The organism is Sphingobium phenoxybenzoativorans (genome assembly GCF_018286635.1).
GTDB classification, from domain to species: Bacteria; Pseudomonadota; Alphaproteobacteria; order Sphingomonadales; family Sphingomonadaceae; genus Sphingobium; species Sphingobium phenoxybenzoativorans.
In genome coordinates this window covers 1,391,029-1,408,354 of the sequence record NZ_CP073910.1, presented here as the reverse complement: position 1 = coordinate 1,408,354, position 17,326 = coordinate 1,391,029, and the positions used below count along the sequence as shown (strand labels likewise).

At 62.4% G+C, this 17,326-nt stretch carries 12 protein-coding genes; 9 read left to right on the top strand and 3 right to left on the bottom strand.

Features of this window, described 5'->3' with window-relative positions:
* The first annotated feature begins 29 nt into the window (after nucleotides 1-29).
* Genes KFK14_RS06770 through atzF form a run of 7 tightly spaced genes read left to right on the top strand, consistent with a single transcriptional unit; the run spans nucleotide 30 to nucleotide 8,984 of the window.
* Nucleotides 30-845: an ABC transporter permease gene (locus KFK14_RS06770; protein ID WP_212610342.1), complete on the top strand. Its 816-nt coding sequence runs from the start codon at nucleotides 30-32 to the stop codon at nucleotides 843-845.
* Nucleotides 842-1,624, top strand: a complete 783-nt coding sequence (locus KFK14_RS06765) for an ATP-binding cassette domain-containing protein (protein ID WP_212610341.1) — start codon at nucleotides 842-844, stop codon at nucleotides 1,622-1,624. The genes KFK14_RS06770 and KFK14_RS06765 overlap by 4 nt, the downstream gene beginning before the upstream one ends.
* A 12-nt stretch (nucleotides 1,625-1,636) precedes the next feature.
* Complete coding sequence (locus KFK14_RS06760) at nucleotides 1,637-2,146, top strand: CopG family ribbon-helix-helix protein (RefSeq protein ID WP_212610340.1); 510 nt, start codon at nucleotides 1,637-1,639, stop codon at nucleotides 2,144-2,146.
* Nucleotides 2,143-2,967 (top strand): urea amidolyase associated protein UAAP1, encoded by an 825-nt coding sequence (locus KFK14_RS06755; RefSeq protein WP_212610339.1) that lies wholly within the window; start codon nucleotides 2,143-2,145, stop codon nucleotides 2,965-2,967. Before KFK14_RS06760 ends, KFK14_RS06755 begins: the two co-directional genes overlap by 4 nt.
* Before the next feature lie 31 nt (nucleotides 2,968-2,998).
* Nucleotides 2,999-3,634: an urea amidolyase associated protein UAAP2 gene (locus tag KFK14_RS06750; protein ID WP_171905731.1), complete on the top strand. Its 636-nt coding sequence runs from the start codon at nucleotides 2,999-3,001 to the stop codon at nucleotides 3,632-3,634.
* Complete coding sequence (gene uca / locus KFK14_RS06745) at nucleotides 3,631-7,221, top strand: urea carboxylase (protein ID WP_212610338.1); 3,591 nt, start codon at nucleotides 3,631-3,633, stop codon at nucleotides 7,219-7,221. Before KFK14_RS06750 ends, uca begins: the two co-directional genes overlap by 4 nt.
* Nucleotides 7,218-8,984 (top strand): allophanate hydrolase, encoded by a 1,767-nt coding sequence (atzF, locus tag KFK14_RS06740; RefSeq protein ID WP_212610337.1) that lies wholly within the window; start codon nucleotides 7,218-7,220, stop codon nucleotides 8,982-8,984. Before uca ends, atzF begins: the two co-directional genes overlap by 4 nt.
* A 51-nt stretch (nucleotides 8,985-9,035) precedes the next feature.
* Here the strand turns inward: atzF and KFK14_RS06735 are convergent, their stop codons facing one another.
* The 3 genes from KFK14_RS06735 to KFK14_RS06725 are packed head-to-tail and all read right to left on the bottom strand — an operon-like array spanning nucleotide 9,036 to nucleotide 14,456.
* Complete coding sequence (locus tag KFK14_RS06735) at nucleotides 9,036-10,589, bottom strand: sulfatase family protein (RefSeq protein WP_212610336.1); 1,554 nt, start codon at nucleotides 10,587-10,589, stop codon at nucleotides 9,036-9,038.
* Complete coding sequence (locus KFK14_RS06730; RefSeq protein WP_212610335.1) at nucleotides 10,589-12,007, bottom strand: sulfatase family protein; 1,419 nt, start codon at nucleotides 12,005-12,007, stop codon at nucleotides 10,589-10,591. Before KFK14_RS06730 ends, KFK14_RS06735 begins: the two co-directional genes overlap by 1 nt.
* A 7-nt stretch (nucleotides 12,008-12,014) precedes the next feature.
* Complete coding sequence (locus tag KFK14_RS06725) at nucleotides 12,015-14,456, bottom strand: TonB-dependent receptor (protein WP_212610334.1); 2,442 nt, start codon at nucleotides 14,454-14,456, stop codon at nucleotides 12,015-12,017.
* Between the two features lie 200 nt (nucleotides 14,457-14,656).
* Here KFK14_RS06725 and KFK14_RS06720 point away from each other — a divergent pair, with 200 nt between their 5' ends.
* Both KFK14_RS06720 and treF read left to right on the top strand, forming a co-directional pair.
* A complete protein-coding gene (locus KFK14_RS06720; protein ID WP_246524941.1) occupies nucleotides 14,657-15,700 on the top strand; it encodes an alpha/beta hydrolase in 1,044 nt (347 codons plus the stop codon).
* Between the two features lie 28 nt (nucleotides 15,701-15,728).
* Nucleotides 15,729-17,279: an alpha,alpha-trehalase TreF gene (treF, locus tag KFK14_RS06715; RefSeq protein WP_212610333.1), complete on the top strand. Its 1,551-nt coding sequence runs from the start codon at nucleotides 15,729-15,731 to the stop codon at nucleotides 17,277-17,279.
* Nucleotides 17,280-17,326: the final 47 nt, after the last annotated feature.

Sequence of the window (17,326 nt, the reverse complement as noted above, 5' to 3'; positions counted from 1 at the left end):
CCGGCGGCCAATATCGTGGATATTTCGCCATGCGGTGGGTGAACCGACGCATCAGGCGGGGTAATCGCATCCTCCTCGGCGCGATCCCGATACTGTTGCTGGTGCTGCTGTACCTGGTAATTGCCGCCGGCCGGCATGCGGCCAATCCGAACGACAAGATTCTGCCTTTGCCCGGTGGCATGGCCGAAGGAATGTCGGCGCTGCTGTTCCAGCCCGACCAACTCTCCGGGCAACTCATCTTCTGGGCGGATACATTCGCCAGTCTGCAACGGCTCGGTATGGGGCTTGGCATATCCACCCTGTCGGCATTGCTGGTGGGTCTGCTTCTGGGCGTTTTGCCGCCTGTACGCGCCACATTCGGCCCGTTGGTAACGGGGATCGCCGTCATACCGCCCATCGCGCTGCTGCCGATATTGTTCATCGCCTTCGGCCTTGGCGAAACGGCGAAAGTGGCGTTGATCGTCATCGGCATAGCGCCGTTCATGATCCGGGACGTCGCGGCCCATATCGCCGCTTTGCCAAGGGAACAGATCGTCAAGGCGCAGACGCTGGGAGCCAGTAGCTGGCAACTGATGCTGCGCGTTGCGCTGCCACAGGCGATGCCGCGCCTTATTCAGGCTGTGCGTCTTTCGCTTGGCCCGGCCTGGGTCTTTCTGATCTCGGCCGAAGCGATCGCGTCCGACATAGGTCTTGGCTATCGCATCTTTCTTGTCCGCCGCTATCTCTCCATGGACATCATCCTGCCCTATGTCGCCTGGATCGCGTTGCTGGCGATCGCGATGGATATGCTCCTGACATGGGCCAGCCGCCGCCTGTTCTCATGGGCGCATGGAGAGGAGCATTGAGCGCGCTCCTCAGTCTCCGCGGCGTCTGGGTCGAATATGGCGACAAAGTCGTTCTTGAGCGCGTGAACCTTGACATCGCGGCAGGCTCCTTTGTCTCGATCATCGGACCGTCGGGCGCTGGAAAGAGCAGCCTGCTGCGCGTCATACTTGGGCAGGAAGTGCCTACGCGCGGGTCAATCCTGCTCGATGGCATCCCCCTTAAACCCGAATGCGGGCCGGATCGCGGCGTGGTGTTCCAGCGCTATTCAGTGTTTCCGCATTTGTCCGTGCTCCGCAACACGGTTTTCGGGCTGGAATGCGCGCAGGCGCCCTTTACCGCCCGGCTTTTCGGCGCGCGCCGCCGCGCCGCAATAGCCGAAGCGGAGGAGATGCTGACGGCTGTGGGACTGGGCGACAGCCTGCATCTTTATCCCGCGCAGATGTCGGGCGGCATGCAGCAGCGACTCGCGATTGCGCAGGCTCTCATCAAGCGGCCGCGCATCCTTTTGCTCGATGAGCCGTTCGGTGCGCTCGATCCGGGAATACGGGCGGACATGCACGCCCTCATTACCCGTTTATGGCGCGATTATTCGCTGACGATCATCATGGTCACGCATGACATTCGGGAGGCGTTCTCCCTGGGAACCCGCGTCCTCACTCTCGACAAGCGCCGCCGCGATCCGCATGCGCCGCATCGGTTCGGCGCCACGGCGGTCTATGATCTGCCGCTTGCAAAACAGGCTCCACCGATCAGCAATGACGACGAAAGTATTAAACTTGACGATGTTAGTAATAATTGAGAAGGCTGCAGCATGACTACCGAACCGACCAGCCTCGCTCGCCTCAGCATGAGTCTTCCAGCAGAGTTGTTCCGGCAACTCGACGTCATGGTCGAGGAGCGCGGTCTGCCCTCCCGGTCGCAACTGATCGCTGAGCTTATCCGCCACGCGCTGGCGGAACATGAGGCGCTGACCCGTCCCGAAGACACGCTCGCAGGCACTGTCACCATCGTTTACCGGGGGGACCGAGGCCGGGTCCGGCATCAATTGGCCCAGACCCAGGCCGAATATCTGAAGGAAGTCATTTCTTCCCAGCATGTTTTCCTGGAGGACGACCAGTCGCTCGAAGTTTTGCTGGTTCAGGGTCCGGCCATGCGATTGAAGGAACTGTGCGACGCGCTGCGCGGCATTCGCGGCGTGCATCAGCTTCAGCTTGTCACCACGACCGCGCTGCTGCCGCCGCTCCACAAGCAGGATGGTATCGAGAATAAGGATTCCAGCATCTCCAGCAAAACCCAGACCAGCAAGGGCGTCGCGGCATGACGGCGGTGCTCGCCGATCCCATGGCCGCGCGCGACCATGCGCGCGCCATGGCGGGAACGGTTGTCGAGGCGATGCCGATCGTGCCGCCTGTCGCCAACGATCTCGCCGCCGTGGTGTCGGCCGATGACCTGCTGTGGGAAGAGAAGATAGCGGCAGGCGGCTATGCGAGCCGCAGGCTTGCGCGCGGCTCCCGCCTTCGCTTGATAGATGTGCAGGGCGACGCCTGCGCATCGATACTGATCTACAATGCAGAGATGCCGAGCGAGCGGCTCAACGTCGCGGACACGGTAAAGATACAATGGAACGCCTATCTCGGCACGGGCAAGTTGCTCCTGTCCGACATGGGGCGTGTGCTCATGAGCATATTGGAAGATGGCGCCGGTACGCATGACGCCTTTTGCGGCGCATCCAACGCCGCGACGAACCACGCCAAATATGGCGAGGGCCGGAACAGCGGCGCCTTTCCCAACGCCCGTGATCGCCTGTTGCTCGGTTCCGCGAAGCATGGGCTGCAGCGGCGCGATGTCCATCCATGCGTGAATTTGTTCAAGGGCGCGCGGATCGAGGCTGACGGGACCATCACGCCGCTTATTGGCCCCTACGAGGCCGGACGCACAATGATCCTGCGCGCGGAAATGGACGTGATCGTCGTGATCGCCAATTGCCCGCACGTTCTGGACCCGCGTGACGAATGGACCGTCACGCCTCTCCGCGCATCGGCCTGGCGGGGCGCAATCACGCCCTCCGACGACCCTATTCGCGCTGCAACGCCGGAGGGCCTGCGCGCCTTCCTCAACGTCGAAGACTATTTCCGTCGCTAGAATGGAACAGGCCGAAATGACCCCTTCAACTATGTCCGGCGACCCGCATATCTCAGGCCTATCCGGCACTGTCGTCCATGATGAGATTGTGCCTGCCCGCGCGCCATGGCTGCATCATGTCGCGGCAGGCCAGACGCTGCGCATTGTCGATCTGGAGGGCAATCAGGCCGTTGATTTCCTCCTCTACTCCGCAGCCGACGACGCCGAGCGTTATAGCGCACAGGATACTGTCGCTGCGCAGGGCAATCTGTTCCTGCGCGCTGGCACCGTACTACGGTCGAACGAAGGCCGCGCGATGATGACGATCGCCGCAACCTCAGTAGAATATCATGACACAATCGGCGGGGCATGCTCCTGCGAGTCCAACACGCTGCGTTATGGTCACCACACCAAGTCTCAGCATGCCTGCGTCGAGAATTTCCTTGAGGCCAACCTGACCGAAGGCCGAGGCAAGCGGGACATCGTTTCCAATATCAACTTCTTCATGAATGTGCCCGTCGAGGCGGACGGCGCGCTCGGCATCGTCGATGGCATTTCCGCGCCTGGCCTAACGGTCGACCTGCGCGCTGAAATGGATGTCATCGTCGTGGTGTCCAACTGTCCTCAGATCAACAATCCCTGCAATGCCTTCAACCCCACGCCCGTACGGATGATCGTCACCGCATGAGCTTCGACACAGTCCTGGTTGCGAACCGGGGGGCAATCGCCACCCGGATCATCCGCACGTTGCGCCAGATGGGCCTGCGTTCTGTCGCCGTCTATTCGGAGGCGGATGCGGCATCGCTCCATGTTTCGCAGGCGGATGTGGCGGTTTGCATCGGGCCAGCGCCCGCGCCGGAAAGTTATCTCGACACCGCCGCGATCCTGAAGGCCGCGCAAGAAACTGGCGCGGGGGCGATCCATCCGGGCTATGGATTCCTGGCCGAGAATGCCGACTTCGCAGAAGCGTGCGCCGCCGCCGATATTGTCTTTATCGGCCCCACACCGGAAAATATCCGCACATTCGGTTTGAAGCACAGCGCCCGCGCACTGGCCGCTGAACATGGCGTGCCGCTCGCGCCAGGCACTGGCCTGTTGACCGGCGAGGAGGAAGCCGCGGAGGCAGCGGCGAAGATTGGCTACCCCGTCATCCTGAAGGCTACGGCTGGCGGCGGCGGCATCGGCATGCGCATCTGCAAGGATGAAGCTGCGGTGCGGCAGGGCTTTGCGGGCGTCGCGCGCCTTGGCGAGGGCAATTTTGGCGACGCCGGTGTATTCCTTGAATGCTATATCCGCCGCGCCCGCCACATAGAGGTGCAAATATTCGGCGACGGAGCCGGAAGGGTCATGCCTCTGGGTGAACGCGACTGTTCGCTGCAACGACGCAACCAGAAGGTCGTCGAGGAAGCCCCCGCGCCGCTGCTGCCTGACGTAATCCGCGCCGAACTTATCGCGGCCGCCGTCCGGCTTGGCGAAGCCGCCAAATACCGCTCCGCCGGCACAGTGGAATTTCTTTACGATGCCGAGCGGCAGCAATTCTTTTTCCTGGAAATGAACACCCGGCTTCAGGTCGAACATGGCGTCACCGAGGAGGTGATGGGTATCGATCTGGTCGAATGGATGATCCGGGGCGCGGCAAAGGATTTCGCGTTTCTGGACGCCAAACCACCCGTCCCGCGCGGCCATGCCGTACAGGTGCGGCTCTATGCCGAAGATCCCGCCCTTGATTACCGGCCAACCACGGGCACGCTGACCGCCGTCAGCTTTCCAGCGGACATTCGCGCAGAGACCTGGATCATGGCCGGTAGCGCCATCAGCGCCTGGTATGATCCAATGCTCGCAAAGCTGATCGTGCACGCGCCCACGCGCGAATCCGCAATATCGGCAATGCAGTCCGCATTGGACGAAAGCCGGATAGACGGCATAGAGACGAACCTGCGCTGGCTGCGCGATGTGGTGCGAACAGTGCCGTTCATCAGCGGAGAGGTCTCGACCCGCCTGCTCGATACAATCGCCTACCATCCGCGCAGCATTCGCGTGGTAAGCGGCGGCACAGCGACCACGGTCCAGGACTGGCCGGGCAGGCAGGGGCTGTGGGCCATTGGCGTTCCGCCATCCGGCCCGATGGACGATCAATCTTTCCGCATCGGGAACCGGCTGCTCGGCAATGCGGAAGGCACGGCAGGCTTGGAGGTCACGGTCAGCGGGCCGACGCTGTTCTTTAACGCCCCTGCGCGCCTGTGCCTCACCGGTGCCGATTTCGGCGCAAGGCTGGACGAGACGCCGGTCGAACGCGGCGTCGCCATTGATGTGGAGGCTGGGCAGACGCTCACGCTCGGCCGCGTCACCGGCGGCGGCATTCGCGGCTATATCCTGTTTGCCGGTGGTCTCGACATCGCGCCCTATCTCCATAGCCAGAGCACCTTCGAACTCGGCCAATTTGGCGGACATGCGGCGCGGCGGCTGCTTGCGGGCGATACATTGCACCTTGGCGGGGCGGAAGTGGTTGCGCCGCTTTCTCCCGTGCCCCTGCCGGACTTCGGAGAGGCATGGACGCTTCGCGTTCTTTATGGCCCCCACGGCGCGCCGGATTTCTTCACTGGGGACGACATAGACGTCATCCTCGCCGCGGACTGGCAGGTGCACTACAACAGCAACCGCACCGGCGTTCGTCTCGTCGGGCCAAAGCCGCAATGGGCGCGGACGGATGGCGGCGAAGCCGGTCTGCATCCCTCCAATATTCATGACAACCCCTATGCCATCGGTGCGGTCGACTTCACTGGCGACATGCCGATCATTCTCGGTCCTGATGGACCCTCGCTGGGCGGGTTCGTATGCCCATTCGTGGTGATCGCCGCGGATCGCTGGAAGATCGGGCAGCTCGCCCCCGGCGACCGTCTGCGCTTCGTTCCAGTGACTGCAGAGGATGCCGCGGCGGCGAGCAACGCTGCGCCGGATTTTGTTGCCGCAGACCTGACTCCGGCGCGCGAAATCGCCGCCCTGTCGCCCATCCTGGCCGACATCCCTGCGCAGGGATCGCGCCCGCGCACGGTCTACAGACAGCAGGGCGACCGCAATATCTTGGTCGAATATGGCCCAATCGTCCTCGACATAGAGCTTCGTATTCGCGTTCAGGCATTGATGACGGAGCTTGAACGGCTCGCCTTGCCGGGCGTCATCGATATCGTGCCCGGCATACGGTCGCTCCAGCTACACTTCGACGGCGATGTGCTGGACCAACGTGGCGCGCTTACGGCCTTGGTAGAGGCGGAGGAACGGCTAGGCGACCTTGAGGATTTCTCGGCCCCCTCCCGCATCGTCCACCTGCCGCTCAGTTGGCGCGACCCGGCGACGATTGAAACGATCGAAAAATATATGGGCGCGGTGCGGGACGATGCGCCCTGGTGCCCGGACAATATCGAGTTCATCCGCCGCATCAACGGCCTGCCCGACGCCGATGCTGTCGAGAATCTGATTTTCGACGCCAGCTATCTCGTCCTGGGATTGGGCGACGTCTATCTCGGCGCTCCGGTGGCGACGCCGGTCGATCCCCGGCACCGGCTGGTCACCACCAAATATAATCCCGCCCGCACATGGACCCCGCCCAATGTCGTGGGCATTGGCGGCGCATATATGTGTATCTACGGCATGGAGGGTCCAGGCGGCTATCAGCTATTCGGCCGCACTATTCAGGTCTGGAACACGCACCGGCAGACAGATGCCTTCGTCGATGGCAAACCATGGCTGCTGCGCTTCTTCGACCAGATACGCTTCTTCAAGGTGAGCGCAGAGGAACTGGTCGAATGGCGTCGCGACTTTCCCAATGGCCGCCGTTCCATCCAGGTTGAGGAATCAGAGTTCCGGCTGGCCGACTATCGCAAGCTTCTTGCGGATAATGCAGAATCGATCGCCAGTTTTGAGGCGCAGCGCCAGGCCGCTTTCGACGAAGAACGCGCCGAATGGCAGCGGTCGGGCGAATTTGATCGCGTTACTGATCTGACGGATAGCGCCGAGACCGGGGCTGCAGCGACCGCCATAGACGTGCCCGAAGGCGCAGACCTGATCGAGGCGCCGTTTGGCGGCAGCGTCTGGAAACTGCTCGTCGCGCCCGGCGACACGGTCAAGACCGGCGATGTCATCGCAGTGATTGAGGCGATGAAGATGGAATGCCCACTGGAAAGTCCCGGCAGTGGCACAATCGCCGCGCTATATATGCAGGAACGGCAGTCCCTGCAGCCGGGAACGCCGTTATTGGCCCTGAGGCGGCATTCATGACGGGCCTTGACCGCTGTGGCGTCGCCTCCATCGCCGCCGCCGTCAACAGCGGGCAAACAACCGCCCTTGCCGTGGCGGAAGAAACGCTGGCCCGGATCGCCGCCTATGACGCCATCCAGCCGCAGATCTGGATCAACCGCACCGCGCCAGACGCCCTGCGCGCTGCGGCCCGCGCAATAGATGCGCGGATCGCAGCCGGAGAGCGGCTGCCCCTTGCCGGCGTGCCCTATGCGGCGAAGGACAATATCGACGTCGCCGGTTTAGAGACAACAGCCGCCTGCCCCGCTTTCGCCTATCGCCCCGATGCATCCGCATCCGTCATCGACCGGCTGGAAGCGGCTGGCGCGATCTGCGTCGGCAAAACCAATCTTGACCAGTTCGCAACGGGATTGGTCGGCACGCGCAGCCCTTATGGCGTTCCCCGCAATGCCTATAATCTCGCCTATGTCAGCGGCGGCTCCAGTTCCGGTTCCGCTGTCTCCGTCGCCGCCGGGCTTGTCGGCTTTGCGCTGGGCACCGATACGGCGGGTTCCGGCCGGGTGCCCGCCGCCTTCAATCATCTGATCGGCTTCAAACCCAGCAAGGGCCGGTGGAGCACGCGCGGCCTGGTTCCCGCCTGCCGCACGCTCGATTGCATCACTGTATTCACAGACCGGATTTCGGACGCGCGGCTCATCGATGAGGTTATTGCGGGCTTCGATCCGGCCGATCCCTATTCCAAACCGCTGGCCGATCGCCCGCTCCAGCCCAAGCGCATCGGCGTCCCTCGCTACGACCAGCGCCTGTGGTTCGGGGATGGCGAGTCCGAATATCTTTACGATCGCGCACTCGACACTCTGGCCGCGACGGCGGAGATCGTCGAGATTGACATGGCGCCCCTGCAGGAGGCGGCGCGGCTCCTCTACAGTGGCCCTTGGGTTGCGGAACGCGCAGCCGCCATCGCCGATCTGCTGACCAATAATCCGGGCGCAATAGACGAAACGGTCCGCGAGGTGGTGGAACCGGGCGCGTCCATCAGCGCGGTTGACCTGTTCAACGGCATCTACCGCCTTGCTGAATTGAAACGCCATGCGGATGAACTCTGGGACGGAATCGACCTACTCGCATTCCCGACGACGGGCACGACATACCGCGTCATTGAATTGCAGGCGGCGCCGATCGCGCTGAACAGCAATCTGGGCGCCTATACCAATTTCGTGAATCTGCTCGACATGGCGGCGGTCGCCGTACCCGCCGGCGTGCGGTCCAACGGGACAGGTTTCGGAATCACGCTGATTGGTCCTGCCGACAGCGACCATGGCCTTCTTGCCGTGGCCGAGAGCTATTTCGCGGCGGCTGATCTGCCGCACCTGCCACCACTCGACATGGAGGGAAAAATGCAAAGCGTGAAACTGGCCGTCGTCGGCGCGCACCTTAAGGATATGCCGCTGCACTGGCAGCTTACGTCAAGGGACGCGACCTTTGTGGGCGCATTTGAAACCGCCCCCACCTATCGCCTTTATGCGATGGCGGACAGCGTTCCGCCCAAGCCCGCACTGATCCACAGCCAGGATGGAGCGCCCATTGCCGTCGAGGTTTACGAGCTTGATGTCGCCGCCTTCGGCAGCTTCGTCGCGGAAGTGCCCGCTCCATTGGCCATTGGAACGGTAACCTTGGGTGACGGCACCAGCGTCAAGGGTTTCGTGGCCGAACCACGCGCCATGACCGGCGCGGAGGACATCACGCATCTGGGCGGATGGCGCGCATTCATAGCGAGGGGTTGAAGGCTCCGGTCACCGGCGATCCTCACCGCGCCTTAAGCGTAAATCATGCCTTCAGCGAGAGGGTGGACGGAAAAATCGTGGCGGAAATGGCGCACCCTGTGCGCCAGGCTTCGCGGGGTCGCGCAGTTCGTTGCGTTCTCCCGCGTCGGCGCTGAGCGGAATCTGCATGCCGTTCGTATCCTCCAGCATGCGGAATAATTTCGCGCTCATCTTTTCCGCCAGATCTTCATGGCCGGGACGGGCCAGCAAATTGTCATTCTCATGCGGATCGACGGCAAGATCGTAAAGTTCGTCCACATCCCAGATGCCGTGGAAATGGATATATTTATACCGGTCCTCGCGTAGCGCGTGGACGGTCGGCGTCTGGGGAAAATTCCGCTCCCAATAATATTCATACATCAGCTCGCTGCGCCAAGGCGTATGCTCTCCCCGCGCCAGCGGCAGCATGTCCGCGCCCATCATGCCCTTTGGAGCATCAAGTCCGGCCGCCGCGAGCATGGTCGGCGCGACATCGATATTGGCAACCACCTGGTCCACCGTTCGCGCGCCAAACAGAGACGGACACCGCATAAGCATCGGCACGCGCATTGATTCCTCGTATGCGGCGCGCTTGTCTATCAGGCCATGTTCACCGAACATGAAACCGTTGTCGCCCATATACAGGATCAGCGTATCGTCGAGTTCACCGCGGCGCTCCAGCAACTCCATGATGCGCGCCAGGCCCTCATCGACCGACAGCAATGTCTCCATATAGCGCTTATAATATTCGCCGATGTCGAGTTGCCCATGATAGGGATAATCGACGCCATGCCAGCTATTGCGCTGGTTTTCGACCCACATCGGACGCCCAGGAACGCCCGGTTTCATATTCTCGGGATAGCGGAACGTCTCTTTCGCATAACGTCCGGCGTGCCGTTCGGCCGGAATGAACTCCGCATGCACAGCCTTATGCGCGAGATGCATCATCCAGGGGCGTTTGCCGGTCCGGCTACCGATCCAGTCGAGCGCATAGTCGGTCAGTTCATCGGTCAGATATCCCTTTTGCGGCACCTTCCGGCCATCGATGTTCAGACCGTCCTCACTGGGCAGATAAGTACCCTGCCCTTTGAAGCTGACCCAGCGATCAAAGCCCGGCTGGGGCCTGTCGGTCTCCATTCCCATATGCCACTTGCCGATAAACGCCGTCTCATATCCCGCATGCTGGAGATATTCGGGATAGTAGATCAGGCCCGGCGGGATCGGATGATTATTGTCTACTACCCGATGCTGGTGCGCGTAGAGTCCGGTGAAGATCGATGCCCGGCTTGGCGAGCACAGCGCCGTCGTGACAAACGCATTTTTGAAATGCACGCCCTCCCGCGCAAGCCGATCAAGCGTCGGCGTTTCGCCAAAGGACTGAGCCTTCATGAAGCCCATGGCATCATACCGGTGATCGTCGGTCAGAACGACCAGGATATTTTTCGGTTTTACGCCGGGCCGGCGCGGGAGGGTCAATTCCTTTTTGGCCGAAGCCGCCGAAGAAGCAGCGGCAGTCCAGCTATACAGACCGAAAGCGCCGGCGCCGCCCGCCAGTAAAATACCCCTTCGGTCGATATCTTTCGGCATCAATGTTTCCCGACATGGGCATAGGGATCGGTTTGCCCGGCCAGCCATGGATCCTTTGTCTCTGCCCGCACCGCGTGGAGGCGTTCGGCAAGCGCGGCCTTTATAGACGCATAGGCAGGATCGGCGGCGACATTGACCAGTTCGTCCGGGTCACGGGCCAGATCATATAATTCTTCTGCGTCTCGCTTCAGATAGGCCGCCTGCGTCCGCTTGCCGATCGGGATCGATGGATCGGCGCTGATCGCCTTCCACGATGGCGAACCGCCAACGTCTCCCGCGATCGGATAGTCCAGCGGACTGGCGAGATTGAGGATGTAGCTGTGCGTCCGGGTACGGATGGCGCGCATGGGATAATATTGGTTGATCTCATGAAAGTCGTGGCTGGCGAATATCGCGTCGCGCGAAGGGTCATCATGCTTGCCAAGCAGAGGAAGCAGGGAGCCGCCGGACAATTTATAGGCGCTGGGCGGCGCGACCCCCGCCCACTCCAGCACTGTCGGCGCGACATCGACCCAGCTTACCATCGCATCGTTGACCGAAGGCGCAGCGCCCGGCGCTCGCACGATCAGCGGCAGGTGCAGGCCGGGATCATAGAGATTGGTCTTGGCCCCCGGAAAAGGACGGCCATTGTCGCTGAGGAAGATCACCAGTGTATCATCCGCCCGGCCAGTGGCGGCGAGATCATCGAGGATCATGCCCACGCCGCTGTCGAGGCGGCTGAGCGCCTCATAATATTCGGCAAGGTCCGCGCGCACCGCTGGCAGGTCCGGTAGATGCGAGGGGATCGGAACCTTGCGGGGATCGTAGACGACAGGCTCCACATCCGGCCAGCGGCGGTCATTGCCATAGTCAACCGCCGCGCGATGCGGATCGCTATAGGCGACAGTTACGAAGAAAGGCCGGTCATCCGTCGAGCGGATGAAGCTGGAGGTAGCGATCGCCAGTTCCCGCACATCGCGGATGCCGGATCGCTCAGGCACCAGTTCCGCCTCATAAGGAAATGCGGAATCCGGCCCTACATGTTTCTTGCCGACAAGCGCGGTCGCATAGCCTGCGGCGCGCAGCAGGGACGGCAGTGTTTCGATACCCGGCAACAGCGACTGATTGTGCACGTCATGCTGCAGGCCGTACATGCCGTTCTGATGCGTGTAGAGGCCGGTATTGATCACCGCCCGGCTGGGGCTGCATGACGAAACCGCGGCATAAGCCTGCGTAAAGCGCGTACCCTCCCGCGCGAAGCGGTCGAGACGGGGCGTCCGGATCGGCACGCCATAACAGCCCAGATCAAGCCCCTGATCGTCGGAGATCAGAAGCAGGATATTGCGCTGCCTGCCCTTGGCCGCCTGGGCAAGGGCAGCCGGGGCGACGGACATTGCCGCCGCCCCCGCCATTCCCTTCAGGACATCCCTGCGGTCCATTGGGCGATCAGAAGCTGACCGCCGCGCTGAACCGGAACGACCGGCCGAGGATCGGACGCGCAAGGATTGCACCGGTGCCCTGCCCGCCGATGATGCGGGGGTTGCCTTCGGTCAGGCCCAGCTCGTCGGTCAGGTTGTTGCCAGTCACCGCCAGCTTCACCCGCTCATTGATGTCGACCGAGATGCCGGCATCGAGTTGATAGAAGTGCGGCAGGACCTGGTTGTTCTCCGGATCGGAGAAGCGGTCGCCGGTATATTGCAGCGTCGCGAAGATCGCCGGCTTCAGGCCGCCGATCTCGACTTCATAAGCCGGGGTGACGCGCCATGCCCATTTCGGCTGCCGCTGTACCTGATTGCCGGTATTGTCGATCGCGCCATTGCCGGTGAAGAAGTCGCGATAGCTGGCGTCCAGCCAGGTGCCCGCCGCAGCGATGCTGAACCCGGCGAAGGGACGGATCACGCCTTCCAGCTCAACGCCAGTCGCCTTCGCGCCGCCGTTCGAGCTGACCGGTACATTGTTGATCAGGGTCGTGGTCGCCAGGCCGTCGAACTTGTTGTGGAACACGGTCGCATAGAGGTTGGCGAACCGCGTCGACAGCTTCAGACCAGCTTCATAGGTATCGACCTTGGCGACTGCGGCGAGGCCAGTGCCATCGGCGATGTTGACGGCCGAAGCCTCACGCAGATTGTCGAACTGCGGGAAGCTGTTGCCACGGCTGTAGCGGGCGAACACGCCAATCTCACGGCTGAAGTCGTAATTGGCGCCGGCCGTCCAAGACCAGGCCGAGTCCTTGTAGTTGATGAACCGGTTTTCACCCAACCGCGTAACGCTGTTATCGTAAAGGGTGTTGGGGTCGCCATCCAGATTGACCGTGCCGCCATTGGCCGAGGTGCTGAGCGTCGCGTCAATGACGTGACGCTGCCAGCGCACGCCGCCGTCAATGCGGAGTTCCGGCGTGATCTGCAGCTCGTCGACCGCGTAGAACGCATAGTCGCTGCCCTGATAGAAGCCGCGCACCTGGAATGCCGGGCCGCTGGAGAAGCCGTTCAGCGTCGCCGTCTGCTGCGCGCCAGCGCCATTGGTCAGCGTCATGTTGAGCAGCCGGGCATTCGGCTCGGCAGCCAGCAGCACCTGATTGCCCAGCGCCCACACGTCACGCGAGCTGAAGCCAGTGTAGTAGAAACCGCCGGTCAGCTTGTTGTTGCCGGCAGTCCATTCCAGAGAGCTATCCGTCACGAAGGACGAAATCTTCTTGCGCACTTCCCAGATGCCCGCGCGCATCACCTGCGCATCCGCGCCGCCAGCAACTGCGGTGCCGCCATTCACATAGGAAAGCGATGCAAGGGTCGAACCCGCCCCGCCAAGCCGCGTCGCCATGGTCGCAGCGGAGGTCGGCGCTTCCACGGGGACAAGGCCGAGCGTATCGGCATTGCCGCCCAGATAGCTGGTGCGTTCGCGGAAGCGCAGGCCATCAACCAGTTCATAGTCGAAGGCGATGCCGGTGTTGATCACCTTGGCCCCGCGACCTTCGGAAAGGTTGAGCGTGCGGCCGACGACATTGGTCGTGATCTGCGTGTCAGGGCCGTTAAGCGTGCCGGTGCCATGATCGAAACCGGGATAGGCGCGGACCTTGCCATTGCTGTCCGACACGACCGGGATCGGCAACAGCCACTGGCCGCGATCGTTCAGATAGCGGGCGTAAACTTCCACCGAGCCGCGGCCATCAAAGTCATGATGGATATTTGCGGTGATCTGACCGCCCTTTTCGGCGCGATAGCGCGGATCGCGAATGCCGTTGCCCTGCGCATAATAGCCGCCGACCATGAAGCCGGTGCTGTCATCCAGCGGACCGGAAATCCAGGCATCGCCCCGGATCTCGTCGAAATCCGTGTAGGACAGCTTGGCAAAGCCCTTCAGCGTGGCGCCGCCGGTGCGGGGCACGACGTTCACGGTCAGGCCCGGCTGACCGGCCGAGAAAAGCGAACCGGTGCCGCCACGAACGGCCTCGACGCGCTCGACAGTCTCATCCAGGCGGATGAGCTGCGAGTTTTCAAGGAAGGACAGCGTTGGCGGCGCGAAGATCGGCGTGCCCGCCATCTGGAACGTCACGAACTGGGCGTCGCCGCCGGACGGATAGCCGCGCACGAAGATGTTCGCGCCATTCTGGCCGCCGGAGCTTTCCGCCATCACGCCCGGCACGGTGCGCAGAAGGTCTGCGGTGCTGTTGGGGGCGGCGCGCGTGATCGCATCGCTGCTCAGCGTGGTTACGGCGAAGGATGCATCCTGGCGGCGGGTGCCTGCGCCAGCGGTGCCGACGACGACGATTTCCTCAATCTCATCCGCAGCGGGCGCGCTGGTGTCAGCGGTCTGCGCGAATGCGGGAACGGCGATGAACAGTGCGCTGAATGCAGCGCCAGCCATCAAATGGCGATATGAAATTTTCTGCATGTTTAATCCCCTGCGCTTGGGAGCAGGCGCGGTCGATGCCTAGCCCATCTCCTGGTAAGGCGACGCCCTTTAGCCATTCTTCCGGGCCATTGGAACGCTCGGACCGGGCAAAGGAGGGATTCCGCACTAATATTTTGACAGCGTTGTCATAAAGTCACACTTAGGCGCTGTCGTTTTTCGCCACCATTTTCAGAAGGCCCATGAAAGCTCAATTCATCGCCATGATGCTGGGCGTCGCAGCCCTTCCGGCCGTCGCGCAGACCGTAGAGGTTCCGGCAATGACCCTGCCGCCATCGACCCTGCTGAGCGCGGAGGCGCGGCAGGTCATCGCGCGGCAACAGGGAATAAAGGCGCCCGATTTTGCGGGGGACATCATGGCCGCGCGCACATTTTGGGGACGGTATAATGATGACCGCCTTGCCGAGATGCGCGCGCATTTCAGCACTAGCGAACAGCATGCGTCGATCGGTGGCGTCCCGGTCGATATCGTCACGCCATCGAAGGGCATATCAGCGAAAAACGCCAATCGCGTGCTGATCAATGTGCATGGCGGGGCGTTTCAGTGGGGCGCGGGCAGCGGCGCTCTGGTCGAGGCGATCCCGATTGCGGCAACCATGGGTGTAAAGGTGGTGACGGTGGATTACCGCCTGGCGCCGGAGCATCGCTACCCCGCCGCCTCACAGGATGTCGCGGCAGTCTATGCCGCATTGCTGAAACACTACCGGCCCGAAAATATCGGCATTTATGGTTGCTCGGCGGGCGGCGTCATATCGGCGCAGACCGTCGCCTGGCTCCAGAAGGGGAAGCTGCCGCGGCCTGGCGCGCTGGGGACATTCTGCGGCACGGGAGCGCCCTATCAGGGCGACAGCGCCTATCTTTCCGATCCCCTCGTCAGCGGAAGGCCGATACACAGGGGACCGCTGACCGGAATATTGGCAAACCCCTATATGGACGGGGTCGCGGCGGACGATCCCCTCGCCTATCCTCTCAGTTCGGACAAGGTGATGGCGGCGTTTCCGCCCGTGCTGCAATTGGCGGGCAGCCGCGATTTTGCCGCCAGCATTCTGACGTGGCAGGACCGACGGCTGACGATGCTGGGCGTGACAAGCGAGTTGCATCTGTTCGACGGTCTTGGCCATTCCTTTTTCGTCTGGCCCGACATGCCGGAATCCATTGAGGCATATCAGCTTGTGTCGGGCTTCTTTGACCGGCATCTGGGCGTGAAGCCGCTAAAGAGCCATTGAGAGGGTTCCTATGAAAGTGCAGCATATCATGAAGATATCATCGCTATGGCGTGGAGCCTTGCTGTCCGCGACCCTGTTGCTTGCACAGCCTTCGGCGGCCCAGCGCACACCCGTAGATATGTATGGCGACCTGTTCCGCACAGTGCAGACGGAGCGCATATTCCCCGATGGCAAAACTTTCGTCGATGCAGTGCCGAAGCGCGCGCCAGAGGCGATCATGGAGGATTATCGCCGCACCACTCCGCACGGAGAAGCATTGCGCGCCTTCATACTCGCCAATTTCGCTGTGCCAGGCATCAATGATCGCGATGCAGCGTCGCTGCGCCGCCATATCCAGACGCTATGGCCGACGCTTGTGCGGCAACCGGAAGCTGTCAAACCGGGCAGTTCCACCCTGCCCATGGATGCGCCCTATGTGGTGCCCGGCGGCCGCTTCCGCGAAATTTATTATTGGGACAGCTATTTCACGATGCTGGGGCTGGCGGTCGATGGGCAGCAACCGCTGATTGAATCCATGCTGGCGGATTTTACGGCCACCATCGAGCGATACGGCCATATCCCCAATGGCATGCGGAGCTATTATCTTGGCCGGTCGCAACCGCCCTTCTTTGCGTTGATGCTCGACCTCTCAAAAGATAGCGACGCTGCGCTGGCGGCGCGGCGGCTGGCGGCGTTGCGCAGTGAACATGCCTATTGGATGAAGGGAGCGAATTGCCTGGACGCCAGCGGCGCCTGCGCGCGGGTTGTGCGCATGCCGAATGGCGCGCTGCTCAACCGGTACTGGGACGACATCCCCCAGGCGCGCGATGAATCCTATGCGGAGGATGTCGCCACCGCCGCTGAGGATCAGTCCCGGCCCGCCGAGGTCCTGTACCGCCATCTGCGCGCCGGCGCCGAAAGCGGGTGGGACTTCAGCAGCCGATGGCTGGACGACCCCAAGCGCCTGTCCACCATTCGGACCACAGACATCGTGCCTGTCGATCTCAACAGCCTTATGCTGATCATGGAGGACTCCATCGTCCGCCGCTGCGCAGAGGTGAAGGACAGCGCCTGCGTCACCGAATTTACGCGCCTGGCGACGCAACGGCGCGACGCGCTCAACCGCTATTTCTGGGTCGCGCGCGAGGGGCGTTATGCCGACTGGGACAGGATCGCCAAAAAACCGACCCCGCGCCTTTCGGCGGCGACGCTCTATCCGCTGTTCGCGGGCGCCGCCTCCGCGAAGCAGGCGCAGGCTGTCGGCGAGACTGTGAGGCGTGACCTGCTCGCTGTCGGCGGCCTGCGGACGACGACTTTGCGGACCGGACAGCAGTGGGACACGCCCAATGGCTGGGCGCCGCTGCAATGGATCGCGATTGCTGGACTGGAGCGGTCCGGCCAGCCCGCACTCGCGCGCGACATCGCCCAGCGCTGGTTAGGCACGGTCACCGCAGCCTATGTCGAGACGGGCAAAATGCTGGAAAAATATGATGTCGAGGAACGCAAGCCCGGCGGCGGCGGCGAATATCCGACACAGGACGGCTTTGGATGGACCAACGGCGTCGCCAGCGCGATCATGGCGAAATATCCCGGCCTGTGAGCCAAGGGTCGGAGGATCCTCAGCGATCCTCTGACCGGTTGCCTAGC